The 20,397-nt window shown below is 67.4% G+C and carries 16 protein-coding genes; 7 read left to right on the forward strand and 9 right to left on the reverse strand.

Going from position 1 to position 20,397, the window contains the following annotated elements:
- Positions 1 to 31 precede the first annotated feature (31 nt).
- A complete protein-coding gene (locus NTCA1_RS08430; RefSeq protein WP_159829993.1) occupies positions 32 to 1,156 on the reverse strand; it encodes a glycoside hydrolase family 68 protein in 1,125 nt (374 codons plus the stop codon).
- A 239-nt stretch (positions 1,157 to 1,395) separates the two neighbouring features.
- On the opposite strand from NTCA1_RS08430, the gene NTCA1_RS08435 reads away from it, so the two are divergent.
- The 4 genes from NTCA1_RS08435 to NTCA1_RS08450 all read left to right on the forward strand — a co-directional run bounded on the left by NTCA1_RS08435 (position 1,396) and on the right by NTCA1_RS08450 (position 7,527).
- Positions 1,396 to 2,793, forward strand: coding sequence for an MFS transporter (locus tag NTCA1_RS08435; protein WP_159829995.1), 1,398 nt, complete (start codon positions 1,396 to 1,398; stop codon positions 2,791 to 2,793).
- Between the two features lie 24 nt (positions 2,794 to 2,817).
- The gene (locus tag NTCA1_RS08440) at positions 2,818 to 3,909 is read left to right on the forward strand and encodes a LacI family DNA-binding transcriptional regulator (protein ID WP_236549183.1); all 1,092 of its coding nucleotides are present in this window, start codon (positions 2,818 to 2,820) and stop codon (positions 3,907 to 3,909) included.
- Between the two features lie 169 nt (positions 3,910 to 4,078).
- Positions 4,079 to 5,785, forward strand: coding sequence for an Hsp70 family protein (locus tag NTCA1_RS08445; RefSeq protein WP_159829997.1), 1,707 nt, complete (start codon positions 4,079 to 4,081; stop codon positions 5,783 to 5,785).
- Positions 5,782 to 7,527 (forward strand): hypothetical protein, encoded by a 1,746-nt coding sequence (locus NTCA1_RS08450; protein WP_159829999.1) that lies wholly within the window; start codon positions 5,782 to 5,784, stop codon positions 7,525 to 7,527. The genes NTCA1_RS08445 and NTCA1_RS08450 overlap by 4 nt, the downstream gene beginning before the upstream one ends.
- Positions 7,528 to 7,694: 167 nt before the next feature.
- Here NTCA1_RS08450 and NTCA1_RS08455 read toward each other — a convergent pair whose 3' ends face one another.
- From NTCA1_RS08455 to NTCA1_RS08490, 8 genes are all read right to left on the reverse strand, one after another.
- Positions 7,695 to 8,870: an NAD(P)/FAD-dependent oxidoreductase gene (locus NTCA1_RS08455; protein WP_159830001.1), complete on the reverse strand. Its 1,176-nt coding sequence runs from the start codon at positions 8,868 to 8,870 to the stop codon at positions 7,695 to 7,697.
- Positions 8,867 to 10,513: an NAD(P)/FAD-dependent oxidoreductase gene (locus NTCA1_RS08460; protein WP_159830003.1), complete on the reverse strand. Its 1,647-nt coding sequence runs from the start codon at positions 10,511 to 10,513 to the stop codon at positions 8,867 to 8,869. The genes NTCA1_RS08455 and NTCA1_RS08460 overlap by 4 nt, the downstream gene beginning before the upstream one ends.
- Positions 10,514 to 10,611: 98 nt before the next feature.
- A complete protein-coding gene (locus tag NTCA1_RS08465) occupies positions 10,612 to 11,724 on the reverse strand; it encodes an alpha/beta hydrolase (RefSeq protein WP_236549184.1) in 1,113 nt (370 codons plus the stop codon).
- 36 nt (positions 11,725 to 11,760) lie between these two features.
- Entirely contained in the window at positions 11,761 to 13,230 is a 1,470-nt protein-coding gene (locus NTCA1_RS08470; protein WP_159830005.1) for a PLP-dependent aminotransferase family protein, read from the reverse strand.
- A gap of 106 nt (positions 13,231 to 13,336) precedes the next feature.
- Complete coding sequence (gene tilS / locus NTCA1_RS08475; RefSeq protein ID WP_236549185.1) at positions 13,337 to 14,308, reverse strand: tRNA lysidine(34) synthetase TilS; 972 nt, start codon at positions 14,306 to 14,308, stop codon at positions 13,337 to 13,339.
- A 7-nt stretch (positions 14,309 to 14,315) separates the two neighbouring features.
- Positions 14,316 to 15,272 (reverse strand): tol-pal system YbgF family protein, encoded by a 957-nt coding sequence (locus NTCA1_RS08480; RefSeq protein WP_086490163.1) that lies wholly within the window; start codon positions 15,270 to 15,272, stop codon positions 14,316 to 14,318.
- 143 nt (positions 15,273 to 15,415) lie between these two features.
- Positions 15,416 to 16,333 carry a helix-turn-helix domain-containing protein gene (locus tag NTCA1_RS08485; protein WP_159830009.1) on the reverse strand — a complete coding sequence of 306 codons (918 nt, stop codon included), beginning with the start codon at positions 16,331 to 16,333 and terminating at the stop codon, positions 15,416 to 15,418.
- A gap of 246 nt (positions 16,334 to 16,579) precedes the next feature.
- The gene (locus tag NTCA1_RS08490) at positions 16,580 to 16,777 is read right to left on the reverse strand and encodes a YdcH family protein (RefSeq protein ID WP_086490164.1); all 198 of its coding nucleotides are present in this window, start codon (positions 16,775 to 16,777) and stop codon (positions 16,580 to 16,582) included.
- 224 nt (positions 16,778 to 17,001) lie between these two features.
- Between NTCA1_RS08490 and NTCA1_RS08495 the strand changes: the two genes are divergently transcribed.
- From NTCA1_RS08495 to NTCA1_RS08505, 3 genes are all read left to right on the forward strand, one after another.
- On the forward strand, positions 17,002 to 17,157 hold the full coding sequence (locus tag NTCA1_RS08495) for a YdcH family protein (RefSeq protein ID WP_086490165.1): 156 nt from the start codon (positions 17,002 to 17,004) through the stop codon (positions 17,155 to 17,157).
- Between the two features lie 261 nt (positions 17,158 to 17,418).
- Complete coding sequence (ptsP, locus tag NTCA1_RS08500; RefSeq protein WP_159830011.1) at positions 17,419 to 19,695, forward strand: phosphoenolpyruvate--protein phosphotransferase; 2,277 nt, start codon at positions 17,419 to 17,421, stop codon at positions 19,693 to 19,695.
- 153 nt (positions 19,696 to 19,848) lie between these two features.
- Entirely contained in the window at positions 19,849 to 20,337 is a 489-nt protein-coding gene (locus NTCA1_RS08505) for a DUF1465 family protein (protein ID WP_086490166.1), read from the forward strand.
- Positions 20,338 to 20,397: the final 60 nt, after the last annotated feature.

Genomic DNA, 20,397 nt, shown 5'->3' on the forward strand with positions numbered 1-20,397 from the left:
GCGAAATTGAATAATTTGCACTTGGCCGGCTTCAAGCGAGACGGGCGCTGGATCCGTCCAGATGAAGGTGCAGGAAAGGCGCAAAAGTGCCGCCGAAACGGCTGCGGCCACGCGGCTTGGCGCGGGAGGCGCCTTCCGCTCCGCCCCGGTAGTCGATGAAACTGGTAACCCGAAGATCGGGCAGCACCCACCAGCTATAAGCCTGCCACGGCGCTTCGACGGGATTGGCAAGGACCAGCCCATGGCCGTTGAGCAGGCGCCAGGGTGATCCCAGCCCTTCGGAAACGGCACCGTAAAGCCCGGTCGGCGCGTCCACGCCGGGAGCAAAGACGCTCGCTTGGGTGGACCAGAAGAGATAGCTCAGGCCCCGATGGCGCACGATATGTGGCCGTTCGAGCTCGTTGTTCACGCCGTCCGCCTCCACCAGCGGCGGCAATTCCGCGAGGGCACCGTTCGCGCCCCGGTGCGCCAGCCCCACCACGCCGTTATGCGCCTTGCCGCTACGCGCGGAAGAGGCGGTGAAGAGCAGGTAGTCCTCGCCCTCCGCCATGCGATGGAGGCTGGGATCGCGAAAGGCCTTGATGGTTCCGGCCCGGCCGGCCCCTTCGTGCCGGGTCATGTAGTATCGCCCCGAGGGGACGAGGATCTCTTCCGGCTCGGACCAAGCGCCGAACGCCGCGCCGCTTTCGCGCAGCAGAGCGCGGCTGGCGAACAGGCGCTGCCGGAACGAGGGCGCGCTTTCACCCCGCATGCCCGCTGCGGTGAAGTGCAGCGTCACCACCGAGCCTTCCACCGTGGCCGAACCCGACCATTCGCGGCTGCCCGGCGTGAAGCCCTCGGGGAAGACCGGCCCGAGCGGCAGGAAACGCCCGTCCTTGCGGTGGAAGTGATGGATTCGCGCATGTCCATGGCGGGCCTCCGGGTCGGCGAAGGCGGGCGCGGCCAGCGCGAACCACAGCTCGCCGCTGCGCCAACGCAAGGGCGTGCCCTCGATATCGGCGAGCGGCCAGGCATCCCAGACATCGAGGTCCGGCGCGATCCGCCGGACATCCTGCGCCTCGATGCGCGGCGCACGATCGAAAGTGCCGCCCTTCAGCAGCAAGAGGTCCGCCGCCGTCCACGACAAGGGCGCAAATGTGAGGTCGGTGTAGGGCACGCGCGGAACACCTCTGCGGCAAATGGGAAGCCCGGATCGAGCAATGGATTGCAGGTATCCACCGGCCTCCGTCAATTCCGCAATTAAACTTAAGAAATCTGAATTTGAGAAATCATCGCATGCATGCGCTCCCAAAAAACCCGCAAATAGACGTAATTGCGCCAACCGTTTTTCATCCTAGAACAGGATACCGCATGCGGGATCGCAAGCGTGCTGGAGCACGACTTGGGAGGAGACCGATGAACCCAGGCGCGCCAAATCCAGCCGCAAGGCCGAAACTGTCGCTACTGCGCATCTGCGAGATGAATCTCGGCTTTTTCGGGCTGCAGTTCAGCTTCGGCCTGCAACAGGCGAACATGAGCCCGATCTATCGGACTTTGGGCGCCTCCGAAGCCCTCCTGCCGCTGCTCTGGCTGGCCGGGCCGATGACCGGGCTGATCGTCCAGCCCCTTGTCGGCGCCATGAGCGACCGCACCCGCTCCCGGCTCGGGCGCCGCACGCCCTACTTCCTCGTCGGCGCGGTGATCTGTTCGCTGTGCCTTTTCGCCATGCCCTATTCCCCCACCCTCTGGGCGGCGGCATCGCTGCTCTGGCTGCTCGATGCGGGCAATAACGTGACCATGGAGCCATATCGCGCCTATGTCGCCGACCGCCTCGCCCCCGCCCAGCGCGCCACCGGTTTCCTGACCCAGAGCGCCTTCACCGGCCTCGCCCAGACGCTGTCCTATCTGGCGCCCTCACTGCTCGCAGCCACGATCGACCGCGAGCTACTGGATGCGAACGGCATACCCGCCGTGGTGCGCCTGGCTTTCGCGATCGGGGCGGTGCTTTCGCTTTCGACGGTGGCCTGGTCGCTCCTGCGCGTGCCGGAATTGCCGCTTTCGGCAGGGGAACGCGCGGCGATTGCGGCAAAACCACATGGTCCGCGCGCCGTGGTCGGGGAAATAGGCGCGGCGCTGAAAGCCATGCCCGGCCCGATGCGGCGCCTGATCCCCTCGATGTTCTGCCAGTGGTTCGCGATGTTCGTGTACTGGCAGTTCATTGCCGATACCGTCGCGCGGTCGATGTTCGGCACCTCCGACCCCCTCGCCCCGACCTATCGCGCCGCCGTGCTCGCCGCGCAGCAGCTTGGCGCGCTCTACAACGCCGTGGCCTTCGTGGCGGCTTTCGCGCTGATGCCGCTTGTCCGGGGCCTGATTGTCCGCGGCCTGGGCGCGGCATGGGTCCATACCGGCTGCCTCGCCGCCTCCGGCCTTGCCATGCTGATGATTCCTTGGACGAATTCCATGACCGTCGCGGCGCCGCTGATGATCGGGCTGGGCCTCGGATGGGCTGGAATGATGGCCATTCCCTACCTCATTCTGACGGGCGCGGCCCCTCCCGAGCGCACCGGGGTCTACGTTGGCCTTTTCAATATTTTAATCGTGGCGCCCATGTTGATCGAGACGCTGACGATGCCATTGATCTATAAATCGCTGCTCGCTTCGGATCCGCGCCATGCGCTGGTTCTGGCGGGGTTCCTGATGCTGGCCGGTGCGGCAGCGACGCTTCTCGTCGCCGATCCGCGTACCGCGCCTGCGGGAACCCGCGCCGGGGAAGCGGACGCCCCGTCTCCGCCGCGGGATACGAACTGTTAGTTGGCCGGACAAAAGGGAGGTTGGATGGCGGGGAACGAAGATCAGACGATGGACAAGTCCCTGGAAGGTCAGGGATTAGGTGAGGAAACTCAGCTTTCCGAAAGCGCCAAGCAGCACGTCCGCACGCTGGCCGATCTGGCCCGTCTGGCCGGCGTGTCGGCGGGAACGGTATCCCGCGCGCTGGCCGGGAAAGCGCTGGTCAATGCCGAAACGCGCGACCGTATCCAGGCGCTGGCCCGCCACCACGGTTTCAAGCCGAACCAGATGGCCAGCAAGCTGCGCACCGGCCGCACCGGGGTGATCGGCGTGGTCATCCCGCTCGGGCATGAAAAACGCCAGACCATCTCCGATCCCTTCTTCCTCACGCTGCTGGGCCATCTTGCCGACGAACTGACCGAGAGCGGCTACGACCTCATGCTCAGCCGCGCCATTCCCGACGGAACGGCAGACTGGCTCGAACGCATCACCAGTTCGGGCATGGTGGACGGCATCATTGTCATCGGCCAGTCCGACCAGTTCCATGTGATAGAGCGGGTTGCGCAGAGCTACCGCCCGATGGTGGCCTGGGGCCATTACCGCAGCGGGCAGGCGCACTGCGCGGTCGGCACCGACAACGAACTGGGCGGCCGCATCGCCGTCGAGCATCTCGTCGCCTCGGGAGCCAGGAACATCGCCTTCCTCGGCCAGACCGGCGGGATCGAGATCGCCACCCGCTATCGCGGCGCCGCCATGGCGGCAGAAGCCGCCAATGCCACTTTCGTCCACTTGCCCGTGGAACTCGCGGATGCCGCGATGGGGCCGCAGATCGCGCAGGCGCTTGCGGGCACCGACCTGCCGATCGACGGTATCGTCGCCGCCTCCGACCTCATCGCCATGTCGGCCCTGCGCGTGCTGCACGAGATGGGCCGCGCAGTGCCGGGCGAGGTACGAATCGTCGGCTTCGACGACCTGCCGCTCGCCGCGCAGACCACACCGCCGCTCACCACCATCCGTCAGGAAATCGCCGAAGGCGCCCGCGCCCTGGTCGAACGGCTCAGGACGCGGATCGAAGGCCGCCCCACCCAAAGCCTGGTCATGCCGCCCCGCCTCGTCGTGCGACAGACCACGCGAAGCTGAAAAGTCTCCTCTTTTAAAGCCTGCTGCAATTTCCGGCCTTGGGGTGTTTCCACCGGGCCGGAAAATGCTCTAGGCAGGATCGCCCCCGCCCGAGGAATCACCGGCTGCGGGCAAGGTGCGAGGAAGAGGGGATTTTTTCGGTGGTCCGGGATGGTAGCGGCGCGGCGGCATGCTGATCGGGATCGATCTGGGAACGACGAACAGTGCCGTGGCGATCTGGCGCGACGGAGAAGCCGTGCTCGTCCCCAATGCCCTGGGCGATCCGCTGACCCCGTCCGCCGTTTCCATCGCCAAGGACGGCCGCGCCTGGATCGGCCGCTCCGCGCTCGACCGGCTTGCCGCCCACCCGCAGGATAGCGCCGCCAGCTTCAAGCGCCTGATGGGCACGGCCGGAAAGTCCCGCCTCGGCGGCCGGGAGTATGGCGCCGAGGACTTGTCCGCACTGGTGCTTGGCGCGCTTGTCGCCGATGTGGAGGCTTTCACCGGCGAGCGCCCCAGCGAAGCGGTGATCACCGTGCCTGCCTATTTCAACGACCGCCAGCGCAAGGCCACGCGCCGTGCGGGCGAACTGGCCGGGCTGACGGTGCGCCGCCTCATCAACGAGCCCACCGCCGCCGCGCTGGCGTTCGGCCTGCGCGACAAGGGCGACCGCGAGCCTTTCCTGGTCTTCGACCTCGGCGGCGGCACGTTCGACGTTTCGGTCGTCGAGATGTTCGACGGCGTGGTGGAAGTCCGCGCTTCGGCAGGCGACAACCGGCTGGGCGGAGACGATTTCGACCAGGCCCTGGCCGCCATGGTCCGCCCCCGCATCGATCCCGCCAACCGGCTGGACGCCTTGTCGGCGCCCCACCGCGAGGCCCTGCTGAAACGCGCCGCCGAGAGCTGCCGCCGCGCCCTGAGCACGGCGAGCGAGGCGGAATTCGCGCTGGTGCTCGGCGACGAGAAACTCTCTCTCACGGTCACCGAGGCCGAATTCGAAAGCGCCTGCGAGCCGCTGCTGCGCCGCCTGCGCGAACCGGTGGTGCGCGCCTTGCGGGACAGCGCCATTGATGCCGCCGAGCTTTCCGAAATCGTGCTGGTGGGCGGCGCCACCCGCATGCCCGTGGTGCGCCGGGCGATCACCCGCCTGTTCGGACGCTTTCCCAATGCATCGGTACACCCGGATCACGCCGTGGCGCTGGGCGCCGCCATGCAGGCCGCGCTGGTCGGCCGCGATGCCGCGCTCGACGAGATCCGCATCACCGATGTCTGCCCCTACACGCTCGGCGTGGAAGTGGCGGAGCAGGACGGTCACGGCGGGTTGCAGCGCGGGCTGTTCTCGCCGGTGATCGAGCGCAATACCCCCGTCCCGGTCTCGCGGATGAACACCTATTCTACGCTGGGCAACAACCAGAAGACGCTGGAATTCGGCATCTACCAGGGCGAGGCCCGCGAAGTGCGCGGCAACGTCAAGCTCGGCCATATCGCCATCCCCGTCCCGCCCCGCCCCGCCGGAGAGGTATCGGCGGAAGTGCGGTTTTCCTACGACAGTTCGGGCCTGCTGGAGATCGACGTCCACATTCCGGCGAACGGCACCGAGCGCAATCTCGTCATCGTTGACGAGGAAGACCGGCCCGGCCGCAAGGAACTGGAAAGCCGCCGCGCCGCGCTCGCCCGGCTCAAGTTCCACCCCCGCGAGGAAGCCGGAAACGTCGCGCTGATGACGCGGGCGGAACGTTGCTACGAAGACCATATCGGTGACGTGCGGCAGGCGATCGGCCACTGGATCACGCTCTTTGCCGGCGCCCTCGACACGCAGGACCCCAGGCATATCGCCGATGCCCGCGCCATGCTGGCGGCGCGGCTGGACGAAGTGGAAAGCATCAGCCCGCTATGAACGCGCCCTGGTCGATCCTCGGCATCGGCATGACCGCCGATGTCTCCGCCATCCGCAAGGCCTATGCCGAGCGGCTCAAGGCGATGGACGTGGACGGCGACGTCGAAGGCTTCGCGCAGCTGCGGCAGGCGCGCGACCACGCCTTGCGTATCGCTCGCAACATGGCCGCCGTCCCGGATGCCGGGGATGAAGGCGATGTCGCGGAAGATGGAGCGGAAGCAGAGGCGGATGGCGAAGACGCCGCATTCGGCCCCGCCGCCGAGGCGCCGCTGCGCTGGACTTATGCCGCGCCGGAGCTGCGCGGGGAATGGAGCGGCGGCGACCTTGCTGCCCGTCCCGGAGAACCGGACCAGAGCGCCATGCTCGGCCGCATGGCCTGGGCCGCCGCCGCCGCGCGTGAAGGCGTGAGCGGGGCAGGCATTCCGCTGACCACCATCGACCCCTTCACCGCACCGTTCCTTCCCGGCAATCATGCCGCCGACGAGGCCCTGGGCCTGCGCCCCGGCGAGAGCCCTGCCGAGCGTCTGTCCATCCTGCTCGATCCGGAAGGTCCGGCGGCGGGCGAACCGCTGACCGAGGCGGAAGTGCGGCAGGCGATGCGCGCTTTGCGCAAGATCCTGGACGATGCCGCGCAGGCCCAGATCACTCGGGCGCAGCAGATCGAGGACTGGCTGGCGGAAGTGCTGGCGCGCGGCTGGCCGCGCTCGGCGCCGCTGCTGGAGGATGCCAATACTGCGTTCGGCTGGGAGCGCGAATGGGCCGCCCACGATGCCCGCCCCGGCGTCGCCTTCCTCGGGGCGCGCCTTCGCGGTTATCGCTTCCAGCAGAACGTGCTGCAACCGGGCCATCGCTATCACAGCGCGTGGAAGGAGCTTGTCCGCCCCGGTGTGGCGAGAACGCTGCGCATCATGCGCGGCCCGTCGCAAAGCGATGTCGAAGGCCTGCTGCGCGGCATACGCAATAACTTTCCCGAGTTGGAAACCCATTTCGCGCCCGAACGCGTGGCCTCATGGGAGAGCGGCAATCCGCTAGTACCAGGCTTGCTCGTCCTCCTTGGCCTGATCGTGCTCGGCGTGTTGCTGATGCTGGCCTCCAGCCCTGCAAGCCACGGCCCCTCGCTGGAACGCAAGACGCGGGACGCCATGGAGGCCGCCGTGTCGGAAGTTTTCGGTGAAGAACACGATCCGGCCTGGCTCTGGGACAAACAACCGGAACTGGCCGGCCTGTTAAACACCCTGGCCCACGATGTACTGGAAAACGGCGGCCATCGCTCGACCGTCGTGCGCAATGCCGTGGAGATCGTGCGCGGCCGCAGCTACCTTAACAGTCGCGCGTTATCGGACGGCGATCTCGACACCGCAATGCGCCTGCGCCTGTCGCAACTGAACGCGGCCAGGTTGGAGAGCAACGCCACCTGCATTCAGGTCCGCAACACCGGCGTGCTGGGAGGCGCCATTCCGATCGGGATCGATATGCGCACGCGGGAACGGGCTTTCGCCGCGCACCTTGCGGAAGCCGGAAAGCTGGGAAAACCCCAAGATCACGGCGAGCGCTCGGCCCTGGTCCCGGCGCCGCTCATCGATCAGGTGGTGGCTGCGACCGGGCTGAGCCGGGAGGCCGTCAAGCTGGCCATGTCCGGCAAGAGCGGTGATGCCGTAGGCTGCGCCGTCACCATCGCCCTGCTCGAACGGACACTGGCCTGGGACGGCGAGAACCGACGCGAGATCCTGATGACGCTGTGAGGCGGTTTGAACCGGGAACCTCACGTTTCACGCCAACGTCATCCTGAACTTGTTTCAGGATCCATTCTTCCCAACAGGCCGCCGTATCGGTGGCGAGATGGATCCTGAAACAAGTTCAGGATGACGCAGTATTGTGGGGCAATCTGCGCGCTAGGCGCAGCAACACATCAGATCGCCAGCCCTGCCGCCCTTGCGCTCGCCCAGGCCCACTGGAAGTTGTAGCCGCCAAGCCAGCCGGTGACGTCGGCGGCCTCGCCCACGACGAAAAGCCCCGGCACCTTGCGGGCTTCCATCGTCTTGGACGAGAGCGCGCCGGTATCGATCCCGCCCGCCGTCACTTCGGCCTTGGCATAGCCTTCCGAACCGTCCGGCACGAAAGGCCAGCGTGCCAGCTTTGCCTCGGCGGCGGCCAGCGCCTTGTCGGACATCGCGCCGAGTTCGCCGGAAAGGCCGAGCCGCTCACACAGTACGTCCACCAGTCGCTCCGGCAGGCCCTCGCCCAGAACCTTGCGCAGGCTGGCGCGGGGGCGTTCGCGCTTGGCGTCCTTCAGCCAGCCTTCGGCGCGGTCGGGCAGGAACTGCGTGGTCACCGTCTGGCCGCGCTGCCAGTAGCTGGAAATCTGGAGGATCGCCGGGCCCGACAGACCGCGATGGGTGAACAGCGCCGCCTCGCGGAAGGCGGCCTTGCCGCATCTGGCAACCACTTCGGTGGAGACGCCGGAGAGGTCGCGGAACAGCGCCTCGGCGCCGGGCAGGGTCAGCGGCACCAGCGCGGGACGCGGCTGGACCACCTTGAGGCCGAACTTGCGCGCCAGGTCATAGGCCAGCCCGGTCGCGCCCATCTTGGGAATGGACGGGCCGCCCGTGGCGATCACCAGCGCCGGCGCCGTGGCCGCGCGCGCGCCGAATGCAACGCGGTAGTGTCCGTCCGCATGGTCGATCTCGCCCAGGGCATCGCCGCAGTGTACCGTGACCCCGCCCCTGGCGCATTCCTCCAGCAGCATCGCCACGATCTGCTTTGCGGAGCCGTCGCAGAACAGCTGGCCCAGCGTCTTCTCGTGCCAGGCGATGCCGTAGGCTTCCACCATGTCGAGGAAATCGGCGGGGGTGTAGCGGCTCAGCGCCGATTTGGCGAAATGGGCATTGCCGGAAAGATAGCGATCGGGCGCGGTATGGATATTGGTGAAGTTGCAGCGCCCGCCGCCCGAAATCAGAATCTTCTTGCCCACCTGATCGGCGTGGTCGAGCAGCAGCACGCGCTTGCCGCGCTGCCCGGCGGTCGCCGCGCAGAACAGCCCGGCCGCGCCCGCGCCGAGCACGATGGCATCGTAAGTCTCGCTCACGGGTTGGGCGATGCCGAAGATTGTGCGGGCGCAAGTTCCAGCGCCAGCGCCTCGGCCACGCGGATGCCGTCCACGGCGGCGGAGAGAATGCCGCCCGCATAGCCCGCGCCCTCGCCCGCCGGGTAAAGGCCGCGCGTGTTGAGGCTTTGCAGGTCCTTGCCGCGCGTGATCCGCACCGGCGACGAGGTACGCGTTTCCACCCCGGTCATCACCACGTCGGGATGATCGTAGCCCGGCACCTGGCGGCCGAAGACGGGCAGTGCCTCGCGGATCGCCTCGACCACGAAATCGGGCAGGCACTGCTTGAGATCGGTCAGGTGGACGCCCGGCTGATAGCTGGGCACGACCACGCCGAATTCGCTGGAAGGCCGGTCCGCCAGGAAATCGCCCAGCTTCTGGCCTGGCGCCTTGTAGTTCTCGCCGCCCGCCTTGAAGGCCAGTTCCTCGAACTTGCGCTGGAAGGCGATGCCCGCCAGCGGATCGCCGGGATAGTCCTCATCGGGATTGATATCGACGACGAGGCCCGAATTGGCATTGAACTCGGCACGCGAATACTGGCTCATGCCGTTGGTGACGACACGGCCCGGCTCGCTGGCCGCCGCCACCACGCGCCCGCCCGGGCACATGCAGAAGCTGTAGACGGTGCGTCCATTGGAAGCCTTGTGCGCGATCGAATAGGCCGCCGCGCCGAGGATCCTGTTGCCCGCATTGTCGCCGTAGCGCGCGGTATCGATCCAGCTCTGCGGATGCTCGATCCGCACGCCGATCGCGAAAGGCTTGGCCTCGATGTAGACGCCGCGCGCGTGCAGGACTTCGAAAGTATCGCGCGCCGAGTGGCCGACCGCCATGATGACGTGGCTGGCGGGCAGGAACTCGCCATTGGAGAGATGCAGGCCGGTGATCCGGCGTTCTCCGTCCTCCTCCTCGGCGATCTCGAAATCGTCGACGCGGGTGCCGAAACGGTATTCGCCGCCAAGCTGCTCGATCGTCTCGCGCATGGACATTACCATCGTCACCAGACGAAAAGTGCCGATATGCGGATGCGCTTCGGTGAGGATGTCCTCCGGCGCGCCGGCCTTGACGAATTCGGTCAGCACCTTGCGGCCAAGGTGGCGACTGTCCTTGATGCGGCTGTAGAGCTTGCCGTCGGAAAACGTGCCCGCGCCGCCCTCTCCGAACTGCACGTTGCTTTCGGTGTCGAGCACCGAACGGCGCCACAGGCCCCAGGTGTCCTTGGTCCGCTCGCGCACGGCCTTGCCGCGCTCGACGATGATCGGGCGGAAGCCCATCTGCGCCAGGATCAGGGCCGCCAGCAGCCCGCAGGGGCCGGCGCCGATCACCACCGGACGCGGGCCGTCGTAACCGGCGGGCGCGTGGGTAACGAACTTGTACGAAGTATCGGGCGTGGGGCGGACGTGCTGGTCGCCGTGATGCGCCGCCAGCACTTTCGCCTCGTCCTTCACGGCGACGTCGAGCGTGTAGACCAGCTTGATCGCATTCTTGCGCCGCGCGTCGTTGCCCCGGCGGACCACGGTGACGCGCTCCAGATCGCCGGGCTCGATCCCCAGCCGCGCGCAGACGGCGGCGTCGAGATCCTCGGGAGCATGGTCGAGCGGCAGGGCAAGATCGGACAAGCGTAACATCCGCGCGCCCTTATACCCGTTCGGCCCGCGACGCCACGGCTTTGCGAGAGCGCGGCGTTTGCCGTTTACACCCTGAGGTCTGCGAAAACGCCCGCGGATCAGTCCGCAAGGATCGCCGCAAGCCACTGCGACGCCTCTGCTATCGCCCGGTCCGCCAGTTTCGAGACGGCAACGGCTTCGAGGAAGCTGTGGGTGGCCCCGGCGTAGACGCGCAGTTCCGCCGGAACCCCGGCATCCGCGAGTCGCGCCGCCATCGCGCGGTTCTCGTCCAGCAGCACGTCGCATTCGGCCACGCAGAGCCACGCGGGCGGCAGCCCCGCAAGCTGCGCATGGAGCGGCCGGGCAAGCGGGTCCTGCACGGGGGCCTCGCCAAGATAGCTTGCCCAGAAATCGTCCATCTCCGGGCCGGTCAGCATGTAGCGCTCGCCGTCGCCGTAGCGGGCATAGCTGCGGGTCCAGGCACCGTCCCAGGCGCCGTAGTTGAGCAGCAGGGCGCGCGGCCCGATGCTGCCACCCATGGTCCCGCTCCGGTCCCGCAGCCGGAGCGCCGCGGCCACGGCCAGGTTCGCGCCCGCGCTGTCGCCGCCCAGGGCATAGCGCGCGGGGTCGAGGCCATGGTCCGCGCCGGCTTCGGCCAGCCAGTCCAGCACCTCGCCGATCGCCTCGATGGCGCGGGGGAAGCGTTGCTCCGGCGCAAGCGGATAGTCGATGCCCAGCACCGCACAGCCAGTGCGCGCGGCATATTCGCGCATCAACCGGTCATGGGTATCGATACTGAACAGGGTCCAGCCGCCGCCGTGGAGATAGACCAGCACCGGCAGGCCGGGCGCGGCGACCGGGCGGTGGATACGGATGCGGATGCCCGACCGGCCGACGCGCAGGTCCTCGCTGCCCGCCATGTCCGGGCCGCCCTGCCGCCACGGCGCGCGCTGCCGTTCGGCGATGGCGCGCCGCTCCTCCACCGAGAGCCCCGGCCGCGAACCGAGCGCCGCCGAGGCGGCGAACATCGCAGTCAGCCAGCCCCGGATCTCGGGATCGACGTCGTCCGGGCCATGGAACGGCTGCACCGAGGCGATCACATCCTGCTCGGCGAAACGCCGCCGACGCGGGTCGGGAAGGCTTGGCGGTGGAATAGGGTCATGATGCGTGCCCGTCAGGTTCTTGAATCCCGAACCAGCATGCGGGGCGCAGGTGGCACCCGAAACGGCCAATTCGAAAAATCCTGAGGGGGCCAAGGGTCACGCCCATCAACTGCCCAGCCGTGCCGCCTCCGCCAGCGCGGTGATGGCCCTTGTCGCCTCGGCTTCGTTGAGACTGGCGAAGCCGAGGCGCAGGCCTTTCGGCGCGGTCTCGCGGGTCATGAAGGAATGGTGGCTGGCAAAGCGCAGGCCCTGCGCCCGCGCCCGCGCCTCGATGCGGTCGAGGTCGCCGCGGAATTTCACCCAGAAGGCAAGGCCGCCGTCAGGCACCGCGAAATCGACTTCCGATCCGAGATGCGCATCCAGAAGCGCCGCAAAGGCCTGGCGGCGTTCCGAGTAGACCCGCCAGGCCTTGCGGGCGTGGCGGCGCAGTTCCCCGTTGCGGATCAGCTCTGCGGCAGTCTCCTCGGTGACCGTGTTGCCCATGCCGTCGGTCAGCGAGACCCGGTGGGCGACCGCATCGATCACTGCCTCGGGTGCGGCGAGGAAACCGATGCGCAGGGCCGGCAGCAGCAGCTTCGACATCGATCCGAGATAGAGCACCTGCCCCGGCGCATAGCCCGCCATCGGCAGAAGCGGCTGGGACTGGAAATGGAATTCGTGGTCGTAATCGTCCTCGATGATGGCGACGCCGAACTGGCGGGCGATCTCCAGCAATTGCAGCCGCCGTTCAGGCCGCAGCGCGATCGTGGTGGGGAACTGGTGATGCGGCGTCAGGAACACCGCGCGCACGGCATGGCGGCGGCACATTGCCTCCACTTCGCCGACGTCGATGCCCTCCTCGTCCAGCCCCACCGGGATCACCTTGCCGCCGAGCGCGCGGATCGCGGCGACGGCGGGTTCGTAAGTCAGCTCCTCCACGAGCACCGCATCGCCCGGCTCGATCAGCACCTGGAGGGCGAGGAACAGGCCGTTCTGGCTCCCCCGGGTAATGCAGATATTGGCGGGCGTGACCGGCAGGCCGCGCTGGCTGCGCAGCATCTCGGCAATCTGTTCGCGCAAGAGCTGCGAACCGCGCGGATCGCGGTATTGCAGGCGATTGGCGCGCGAGGCGCGGCTGATGGCGGAACGATAGGCGCGGGCGAGCTGGTCTGCGGGGAAAATGCGCCCGTCCGGCGCGCCCTCGTCCAGCTTGATGCCCTTGCCGTCCGGCAGCGCGAGCGACCGGGCGGGCGGTTCGGAAAAGCGGTAGTGGATATGCTCGGAGGGCGCCTCCACTTCGGGCGGCGCGCCATCGGCGGAAGCCCCGCTCGGCAGCGAGCGCGAGACCATGGTGCCGCGCGTGCCTTCGGTGGAAAGCCAGCCTTGCGCGATCAGATCCTCGTAGGCCAGCACCACGGTCTTGCGGTTGACCCCCAGCGCGGCGGCGAGTTCGCGGCTGCTGGGCAGATAGGTGCCGGAAAGCAGGCGTCCCGTCTCGATATCGCGGATCAGGGCATGGATGATCTGCATGTAGATCGGCGTCCCGCGTTCGGGATCGATACGTTCGCCGAGAGTGACCTGCCAGGGGCGCAGCATGAACGGTGTGCTCGTTTCGTGGATCTTGAAGTGTCAGGCGACTATCAGTCGGCGTCCGCTTGGACCATCGATTATTCGTCGAATCCTCTTCGGCACGGTCCAGCCGTCAGCTTTTACGGCGAACCGCGCGCACCGGTGCCCTGGCGAAACTCCAGCCGCCCGCATTCGGCCGCACCACGAGGTCCCCGATCGAGGCGGGACGGCCTTCGCGCAGGCTTTCCAGCAGGCGCGCCACGGCCCCGCCGCGCGGTTCCTCGCCGCCGAGTTCGGTGATGCAGCGCGCCAGTACCCGCAGCACCACGGCGCGCGGCGCCTGCGGGCGATAGCGCAGGCCCATCGGCTCTTTGCTGACGCAGGAGCGCCACTCCAGCGCCGCCATCCAGTCCAGCGCGGCGTCGGCCTCGGCAAGATGCTCCGCGCTGCGGGCGATCGCGGCAACGTCCAGCCAATCGGCGGAGGCCAGCGCCTTGCGCATGCGGACGCGGTCATAGCGGTCGTTGGAATTGCTGGGATCCTGCACCGTCTCGACGCCCGCGACCACTTCGCCGAGTTCGGCACGGCGCCAGCCCAGCAACGGGCGCAGCAACGGAATCGCAGTGTCGGGTACGGGCACCACCCCGCGCCCGCGCGCTCCGGCAAGTCCGGCCACGCCGCTGGCCCGGTTGAGGCGCATGAGCAGGGTTTCGGCCTGATCGTCGGCATGGTGCGCCGTGGCCAGCGCGGAAAGGCCGCGCCGCAGGATCCATGCGGCCATGGCGCCGTAACGCGCGCTGCGCGCCTCGGCCTGGACATTGCCCGGCGCGACTTCCACGGTCAGGGTCTCGTGGGGGACGCCCAGCCGGGCGCAGAGCGCGGCGACACCGGCCGCTTCCTGTGCGCTTTCCGGCCGCAGGGCGTGATCGACGGTCGCCGCCTCGACCCGGCCCGGCAGCGCGGCATGGGCGAGCAGCAGCAGGGCCGTACTGTCGGGCCCGCCGGAAACCGCAACGGCAAGGCGCGCCTCCGGGCGCTCTCCTTCAGGCCAGACGGCCGACAGCCCGGCCCGAAACCGTTCGACGGCCTCGGGCGCAGGCGTCAACCGGGGATCAGGCGCAGGAAAGCCCACTGCGCGTGGAATCGTAAGTGCCCTTGAGACGACCGGCCGCCTCGCTGGCGTAAGTCTCGCTGAATTCGGCCAGCGCGATGCAGGCGCGCTTGCTGTCCTTGAGCTGCTTCATCGAGACGGCAAGATAGAGCAGGCTGTCCGGCGCGCGATCGCCGCGCTTGTCGGTCTGGTAGTTCTGGACGAACCACTTGGCCGCTTCCAGCGGATTGCCGTCATCGAGGTAGGCGCGGCCGAGCAAGTTGCGGCCCCAGCTGGAACGCGCGTGCTTGGGATACTTTTCGAGGTAGAGCTTCAGCTGCTGCTGCGCCTCGGGATAGAACTTGGCTTCCCAGAGACGGAAACCGTAGCTGTATTCGTCGTCGGCCGGGTCGGCGCTCTGCGGCTTGACGATGGCGCGCACCGCGTCGATCCGCGAATTCGACGGCGCGGCCGGGCGCGATGCCGCAGGGGTCGGTGCAGGTGCGGGCGACGATGCAGGCGCAGGCGACAATGCCTGTCCGCCTGCTGCCGGAGCGGGCTGCTGGACCGGACCCAAGGCACCGGGCGCGGGCTCTGCCGGAGCGCCTGCGGCCAGACGCGCCTCAAGCTGGTTGATGCGGTTGGTGTTCTGTTCGACTTGCGAGGTTAGCTGGCGGATCTGGGCTTCCACCGAATCGAGCCGCACCAGGACATCGGTGATCGGCGTGGAAGCGGGCTGACCCGGCATCGGTGTAGGCGTAGGCGTGGCGGGCGTGATCTGCGGTTCGAAGAACTTGCCGTCGCCGCCCGGGAAGACCTTGCGCTGCAGGGCGCGAACTTCGGATTCCACCTTGTTGAGGCGCGTATTGGTATTGTCCTGCGCCTGGACAGGAACGGCCAGCGTTCCTGCCAGCACGAGAGCCACGGCGCTCGTCGCGGCCAGGCGCATCGAGCGGATCGCCACAAGAGAACGGTTCATCGCCAAGTGTACTCCGTTTCAGGGCGCCCCGCGCGCCCTATCGGGTTCCGCGACGCCATGAACAGGAGAAACGGAACCGCGCGTTAACCAGAAATGGCCTGCGACCGAATTGCCGCAAGCAAGGCCCGCTTGTCGAGGCGGGCCTAGTTGGAAGTGGTGGAAAGCGGTGCCGGAACCGAAGCGCCCGCCGTGGGAACGGCAGGCGCGCCGCCTGAAACGCCGGGAGCAGCCGGAGCCGGAACGGTCGGAGCCGCAGCGCCGGATTGGCCGCGCGCCAGCAGATCCGCAGGGGTCAGCGAGACTCCCGACATGACCGTGGGCTTGGTCGCCAGCGGGGCGATGGCCTTGCCGCCGACCGTGATCGCAAGACCGTCCGGCCGGCCAAGACGAAGCTGCGGCGCCTGCGCGCCCTGCGGCACGGTCCAGCTTTCACCCTGCTTGAGCGTCTTTTCGAGCAGCTTGCCGCTATTGTCCGTCACCCGCAGCCACACGCCGTCGACGGTGGCGGTCAACACGACCGGGCCGTTGGTCGGCTGCGGCGCGGGGGCCTGAGGCGCCACGGCGGCCTTGGGGGTGGGCTTCGGCGCATCGGAAACGAGATCGGGCAGCTTGCCCTCGGGCGAGAGGTAGCTGCTCCAGAACACCAGCAGCAGCGCGATCACCACCACGGCACCGGCGGCGGCCACCCAGGCGAGGCGCACGGAAGGGACGCGTGCCGGATCGCCCGGCTCGAAATGCGGCACGACCACCGGCTCGCGCGCGCCTTCGGCATCGAGCTGGCGGCGGACCAGTTCGGCAATCGCCTTGTCGTCGAGACCCAGCGCGCGGGCATAAGTACGCGAGAAGCCGACCGCATAAGTGCGCGCGGCCAGATCGCCCAACCGGTCTTCCTCGATCGCGGAAAGGTGTCGCTCGGCAATCCTGGTCTGGACGGCAATCTGCGCCAGAGTCAGCCCCGCCCCTTCGCGCGCCTTGCGCAAGGTGGCACCGACCGTGGACGTGCTGCCGGCGGCAAAATTGGCCAAACCTTCGGACGGCCCCTGATTTTCAACGTTTTCCATTCCGCTCCCGAAGGGATGGTAGATCTGAACCTGACGGGAATCCACCAAACCGCGCGAGAATCCAAAGTCAATCACGACACGTCGGATAACTCGATAGTCTTGCGGCGGATGCGACCCCGTGCACGGCGGGTAACATCCCCGCAAGTCTGCTTTATGTCAATTCTGGTGCAAGACGTGAACTGGGGGAAATCCCGAGAGTCGCCTGCCCTACCCGCTGGCCTGACCTATGTCGGTCGGGCGGCACGGTCATGCGATGATGTCCGGGATCAGGAAATCCTCGATCACCGCGATCTGGTCCTTCAGCCGCAGCTTGCGCTTTTTCAGGCGCGCGATCTGCAGCTGGTCGCCGGCGCCTGGCATGTTGAGCGCATCGATCGCCGCATCGAGATCGCGATGCTCGATCTTGAGGATTTCGAGGCGCTTACGCATTTCCTCTTCGGTCACGCCGGCATTTTCCTACTCTCGAATGGCCAGTGTGAATGGCCTGTGTCGCGCCCCTGCTCAACGCAGCAGTCACGCGATTCACCGATATGAAGCATTAGCCGTCTTCGCAAGATGGGCAGGATGTGGTTCCATCCGTTTTGCGCCGGATCGTCGATGCCGAGTCGCCAATAGAGGTCGTCGGCAAGGGTTCGGCCCATCCCCCCGGAAAAAGAGGAGAACCGTCCATGGATAGTTCGCACGTCAGCGCTCTGCAGCTCAAGCATGCCGGAATCGAAAGGCAGATTCATGACGAAATGAGCCGCCCGATACCTGACGCAGCCATGATTCAGGCCCTCAAGAAGCGGAAGCTCAGGATCAAGGAAGAGATCTCCCGCCATTAAGCCCAACTGCGACACGCCCCCCTGAGGTGGCCGCGTGAGGCGCCCCCGATGCAATCCCCTCCCGGGAACAGCGCATCGGGGGCAGCCGCAGGGCCAATATGCGCTGACGGAACGGAACCCGGCCAGACCAAACGCCGCCAGACCAAACGCCGCCGGATCTGGGCACCCCAAAACTGCGCTTCTGCCTCTAACACATCTTTTAACGCCGACTTTTGACGTGACCGCGTTTGCAAAGCGTCCGCTTTGGGTTACGCCGGTTTCATGACCAGCGGCGCCGTAGAAGCAGCAAGAAACATCCTCACCCGCCTCCACGAGGTCATGGCGTCGCGCAATCACGCCCAGGCCAAGCTCAATACCGTGGTCGAAGTGATCGGCGAATGCCTCAACAGCGAGGTCTGTTCGATCTACCTTCTGCGAGAGGGCATGCTGGAGCTTTTCGCCACGCGCGGGCTGGCGCAGGAAGCCGTCCACGTCACCCGCATGGCCGTGGGCGAAGGCCTTGTCGGCAGCATTGCCGACCGGATCGAGACGCTGAACCTGGCCGAAGCCGCCGCGCATCCCGACTTTTCCTATCGCCCCGAAACCGGCGAGGACCGCTTCCATTCCTTCGCGGGCGTGCCGATCGTGCGGCGTGAGCGCGCCGCAGGGGTGCTTTGCGTCCAGCACGTCGAACCCCGCCGCTACGAGGAAGTGGAGATCGAGGCGCTCCAGACGGTCGCCATGGTCCTGTCCGAACTCATCACCAATGCCGACCTGGTCGACGAAGTGGACGTCCATGCGCTGGGCGCGGCGCAGACCGGGCCGGAACAGCTGCGCGGCCTGACACTGGTAAAGGGGCTGGCCTCGGGTCAGGCCGTCTACCACCAGCCGCGCGTCAATATCGAACATGTCGTTGCCGAGGATACCGAGGCCGAGCGCCAGCGGGTGATCCACGCTTTCGACAAGATGCGCGAGCAGATCGACCGCATGGCCAGCCAGGCCGAATTCGGCATGGGCGGCGAGCATGACGAAGTGCTCGAAACCTACCGCATGTTCGCCTACGACGAAGGCTGGACCCGGCGCATCAACGAGGCGATCGATTCCGGTCTCACCGCCGAAGCGGCGATCGAGCGCGTGCAGCAGCGCACCCGCATGCGCATGCGGCAGATCGACGATCCCCTGCTGGCAGACCGCATGCACGACCTGGAGGATCTGGCGAACCGTCTACTGCGGATCGTCTCCGGCCAGATCGGCACTGCCGCCTCGCTCGGCCTGCGCAACGACGCGATCCTGATCGCCCGCAACCTCGGCCCGGCCGAACTGCTGGAATACGACAAGCGCCGCCTCAAGGGCGTGATCCTGGAAGAAGGCTCGCTCACTAGTCATGTCGTCATCGTGGCGCGGGCCATGGGCATCCCCGTGCTGGGGCGCGTGCGCGGCCTGCGCGGCGTGGTGCGCGAAGGCGATCAGCTCCTGCTCGACGCCGATCAGGCGACAGCGATGGTGCGCCCGCCCGCAGGCGTGATCGAGGCTTTCGAAGCCCGCTTCGCCAAGAGCCGCCAGCGTCAGGCCGCCTATGCCGCCTTGCGCGAAGTCCAGCCGACCACGCGGGACGGCACGCGCATCCAGGTCATGATCAACGCGGGCCTGCGCGACGATATCGCCAATCTCACCCAGACCGGCGCCGACGGCATCGGCCTGTTCCGCACGGAGTTCCAGTTCCTGGTCTCCGCCACGCTCCCCTCGCGCGAGCGGCAGACGCGCCTCTACCGCGACGTGATGGAAGCCGCCGGAGACAAGCCGGTAAAGTTCCGCACGGTCGACATCGGCGGCGACAAGACCCTGCCCTACTTGCGCCACGACGACGGCGAGGGCGAGGAAAACCCGGCGATGGGCTGGCGCGCCCTGCGCGTCGCACTGGAGCGGGAGGGCCTGCTGAAGGTCCAGGCCCGCGCGCTGCTGGAAGCCGCAGGCGGACGCACACTCCACGTCATGTTCCCGCTGGTCGCCGAACCCTGGGAATTCGATCAGGCCAAGGCCGTGTTCGAAAAGCAGCTGACGTTCCTGCGCAGCCAGAAGAAGCTGCTTCCCGAGGCGATCCACTACGGCATCATGCTCGAAGTGCCGGCACTGGCCGAGCAGCTCGACCTGCTGGCGCCGAAGATCTCGTTCCTGTCGATCGGCACCAACGACCTCACCCAGTTCCTCTTCGCGGCCGACCGCGCCAATCCGAAGCTGGCCGAGCGCTACGACTGGCTGAGCCCGGCCATCCTGCGCTTCCTGCGCCGGGTCGTCCGCAGCGTCGAAGGCCACAATGTCGAGATCGCCGTCTGCGGCGAGATGGGCGGTCGCTGCCTGGAAGCGCTTGCCCTGCTGGGCCTCGGCATCCGGCGCCTGTCGATCACGCCCGCCTCCGTCGGCCCGATCAAGGACCTGGTCGGCAAAGTCGATCTCGCGGAAATCGGCGCGGCGATGGAGCAGTGGCTGGCCCACCCCCCGCAGGACATGCGCGCCGCGCTGACGGAATGGGCCTCGCAGCGCGACATCTCAGTGGATTGAGGCCAGTCGTTTGAGAGCGGCGGATGGACGCCCTCCCACCTTTCGGGAGGGCCCTCAAAAAGCGTGCCGATAGGGGACAAGGGCCGGATTCGTCTCGGAAAATGCCGTTCGGGCAGTTGCCCCGGAGACTGCGTTGGGAAATATCAATGCGGCATGCCGAACTCCGTGACCATAAACCCGCGTATCGTCGAGGCGCTCTACTGCGAAGCGATGCTGCTTGCGGACGAAGTGCGCCACGCCTTCGCGCCGGAGACCGAAACGGACGGTCGTTCGGGCGCTCGGTCGGCTGGCAGGTCCGTCAACTCTGGCCCGGTACGCCTTGCCCTGTCCAGCGAGGGCCTGCGCACCACGACCCGGATGATGCATGCCATCGCCTGGCTGCTCAATCACCGGGCCTATTTCATGGGCGAGATCGACCAGTACCAGCTGCGCCGCAACGGCCGCCTCTCGCCGGACCTGCGCCATTCCGAAGCCTCGGGGCTGGCGGCGCTGAAGCCGGAAATCGTCGAGCTGGTGGAAGCTACCCAGCGCTTCTACGACCGCCTGCTGCGGCTGGACGGCAAATGGCGCCTCTACGGCGACGACCGGCCGAGCGCGATCGAACGCCTGCGGGAACGGCTGGAGCGCCGCCTGGCCAGTTGAGATCGGCGCCATGGATGCCCGCACCGCTCGACAGAGCCCGCGGGAATGACCATATCGGCG

The organism is Novosphingobium sp. TCA1 (assembly GCF_009811895.1).
Taxonomy (GTDB): Bacteria; Pseudomonadota; Alphaproteobacteria; order Sphingomonadales; family Sphingomonadaceae; genus Novosphingobium; species Novosphingobium panipatense_A.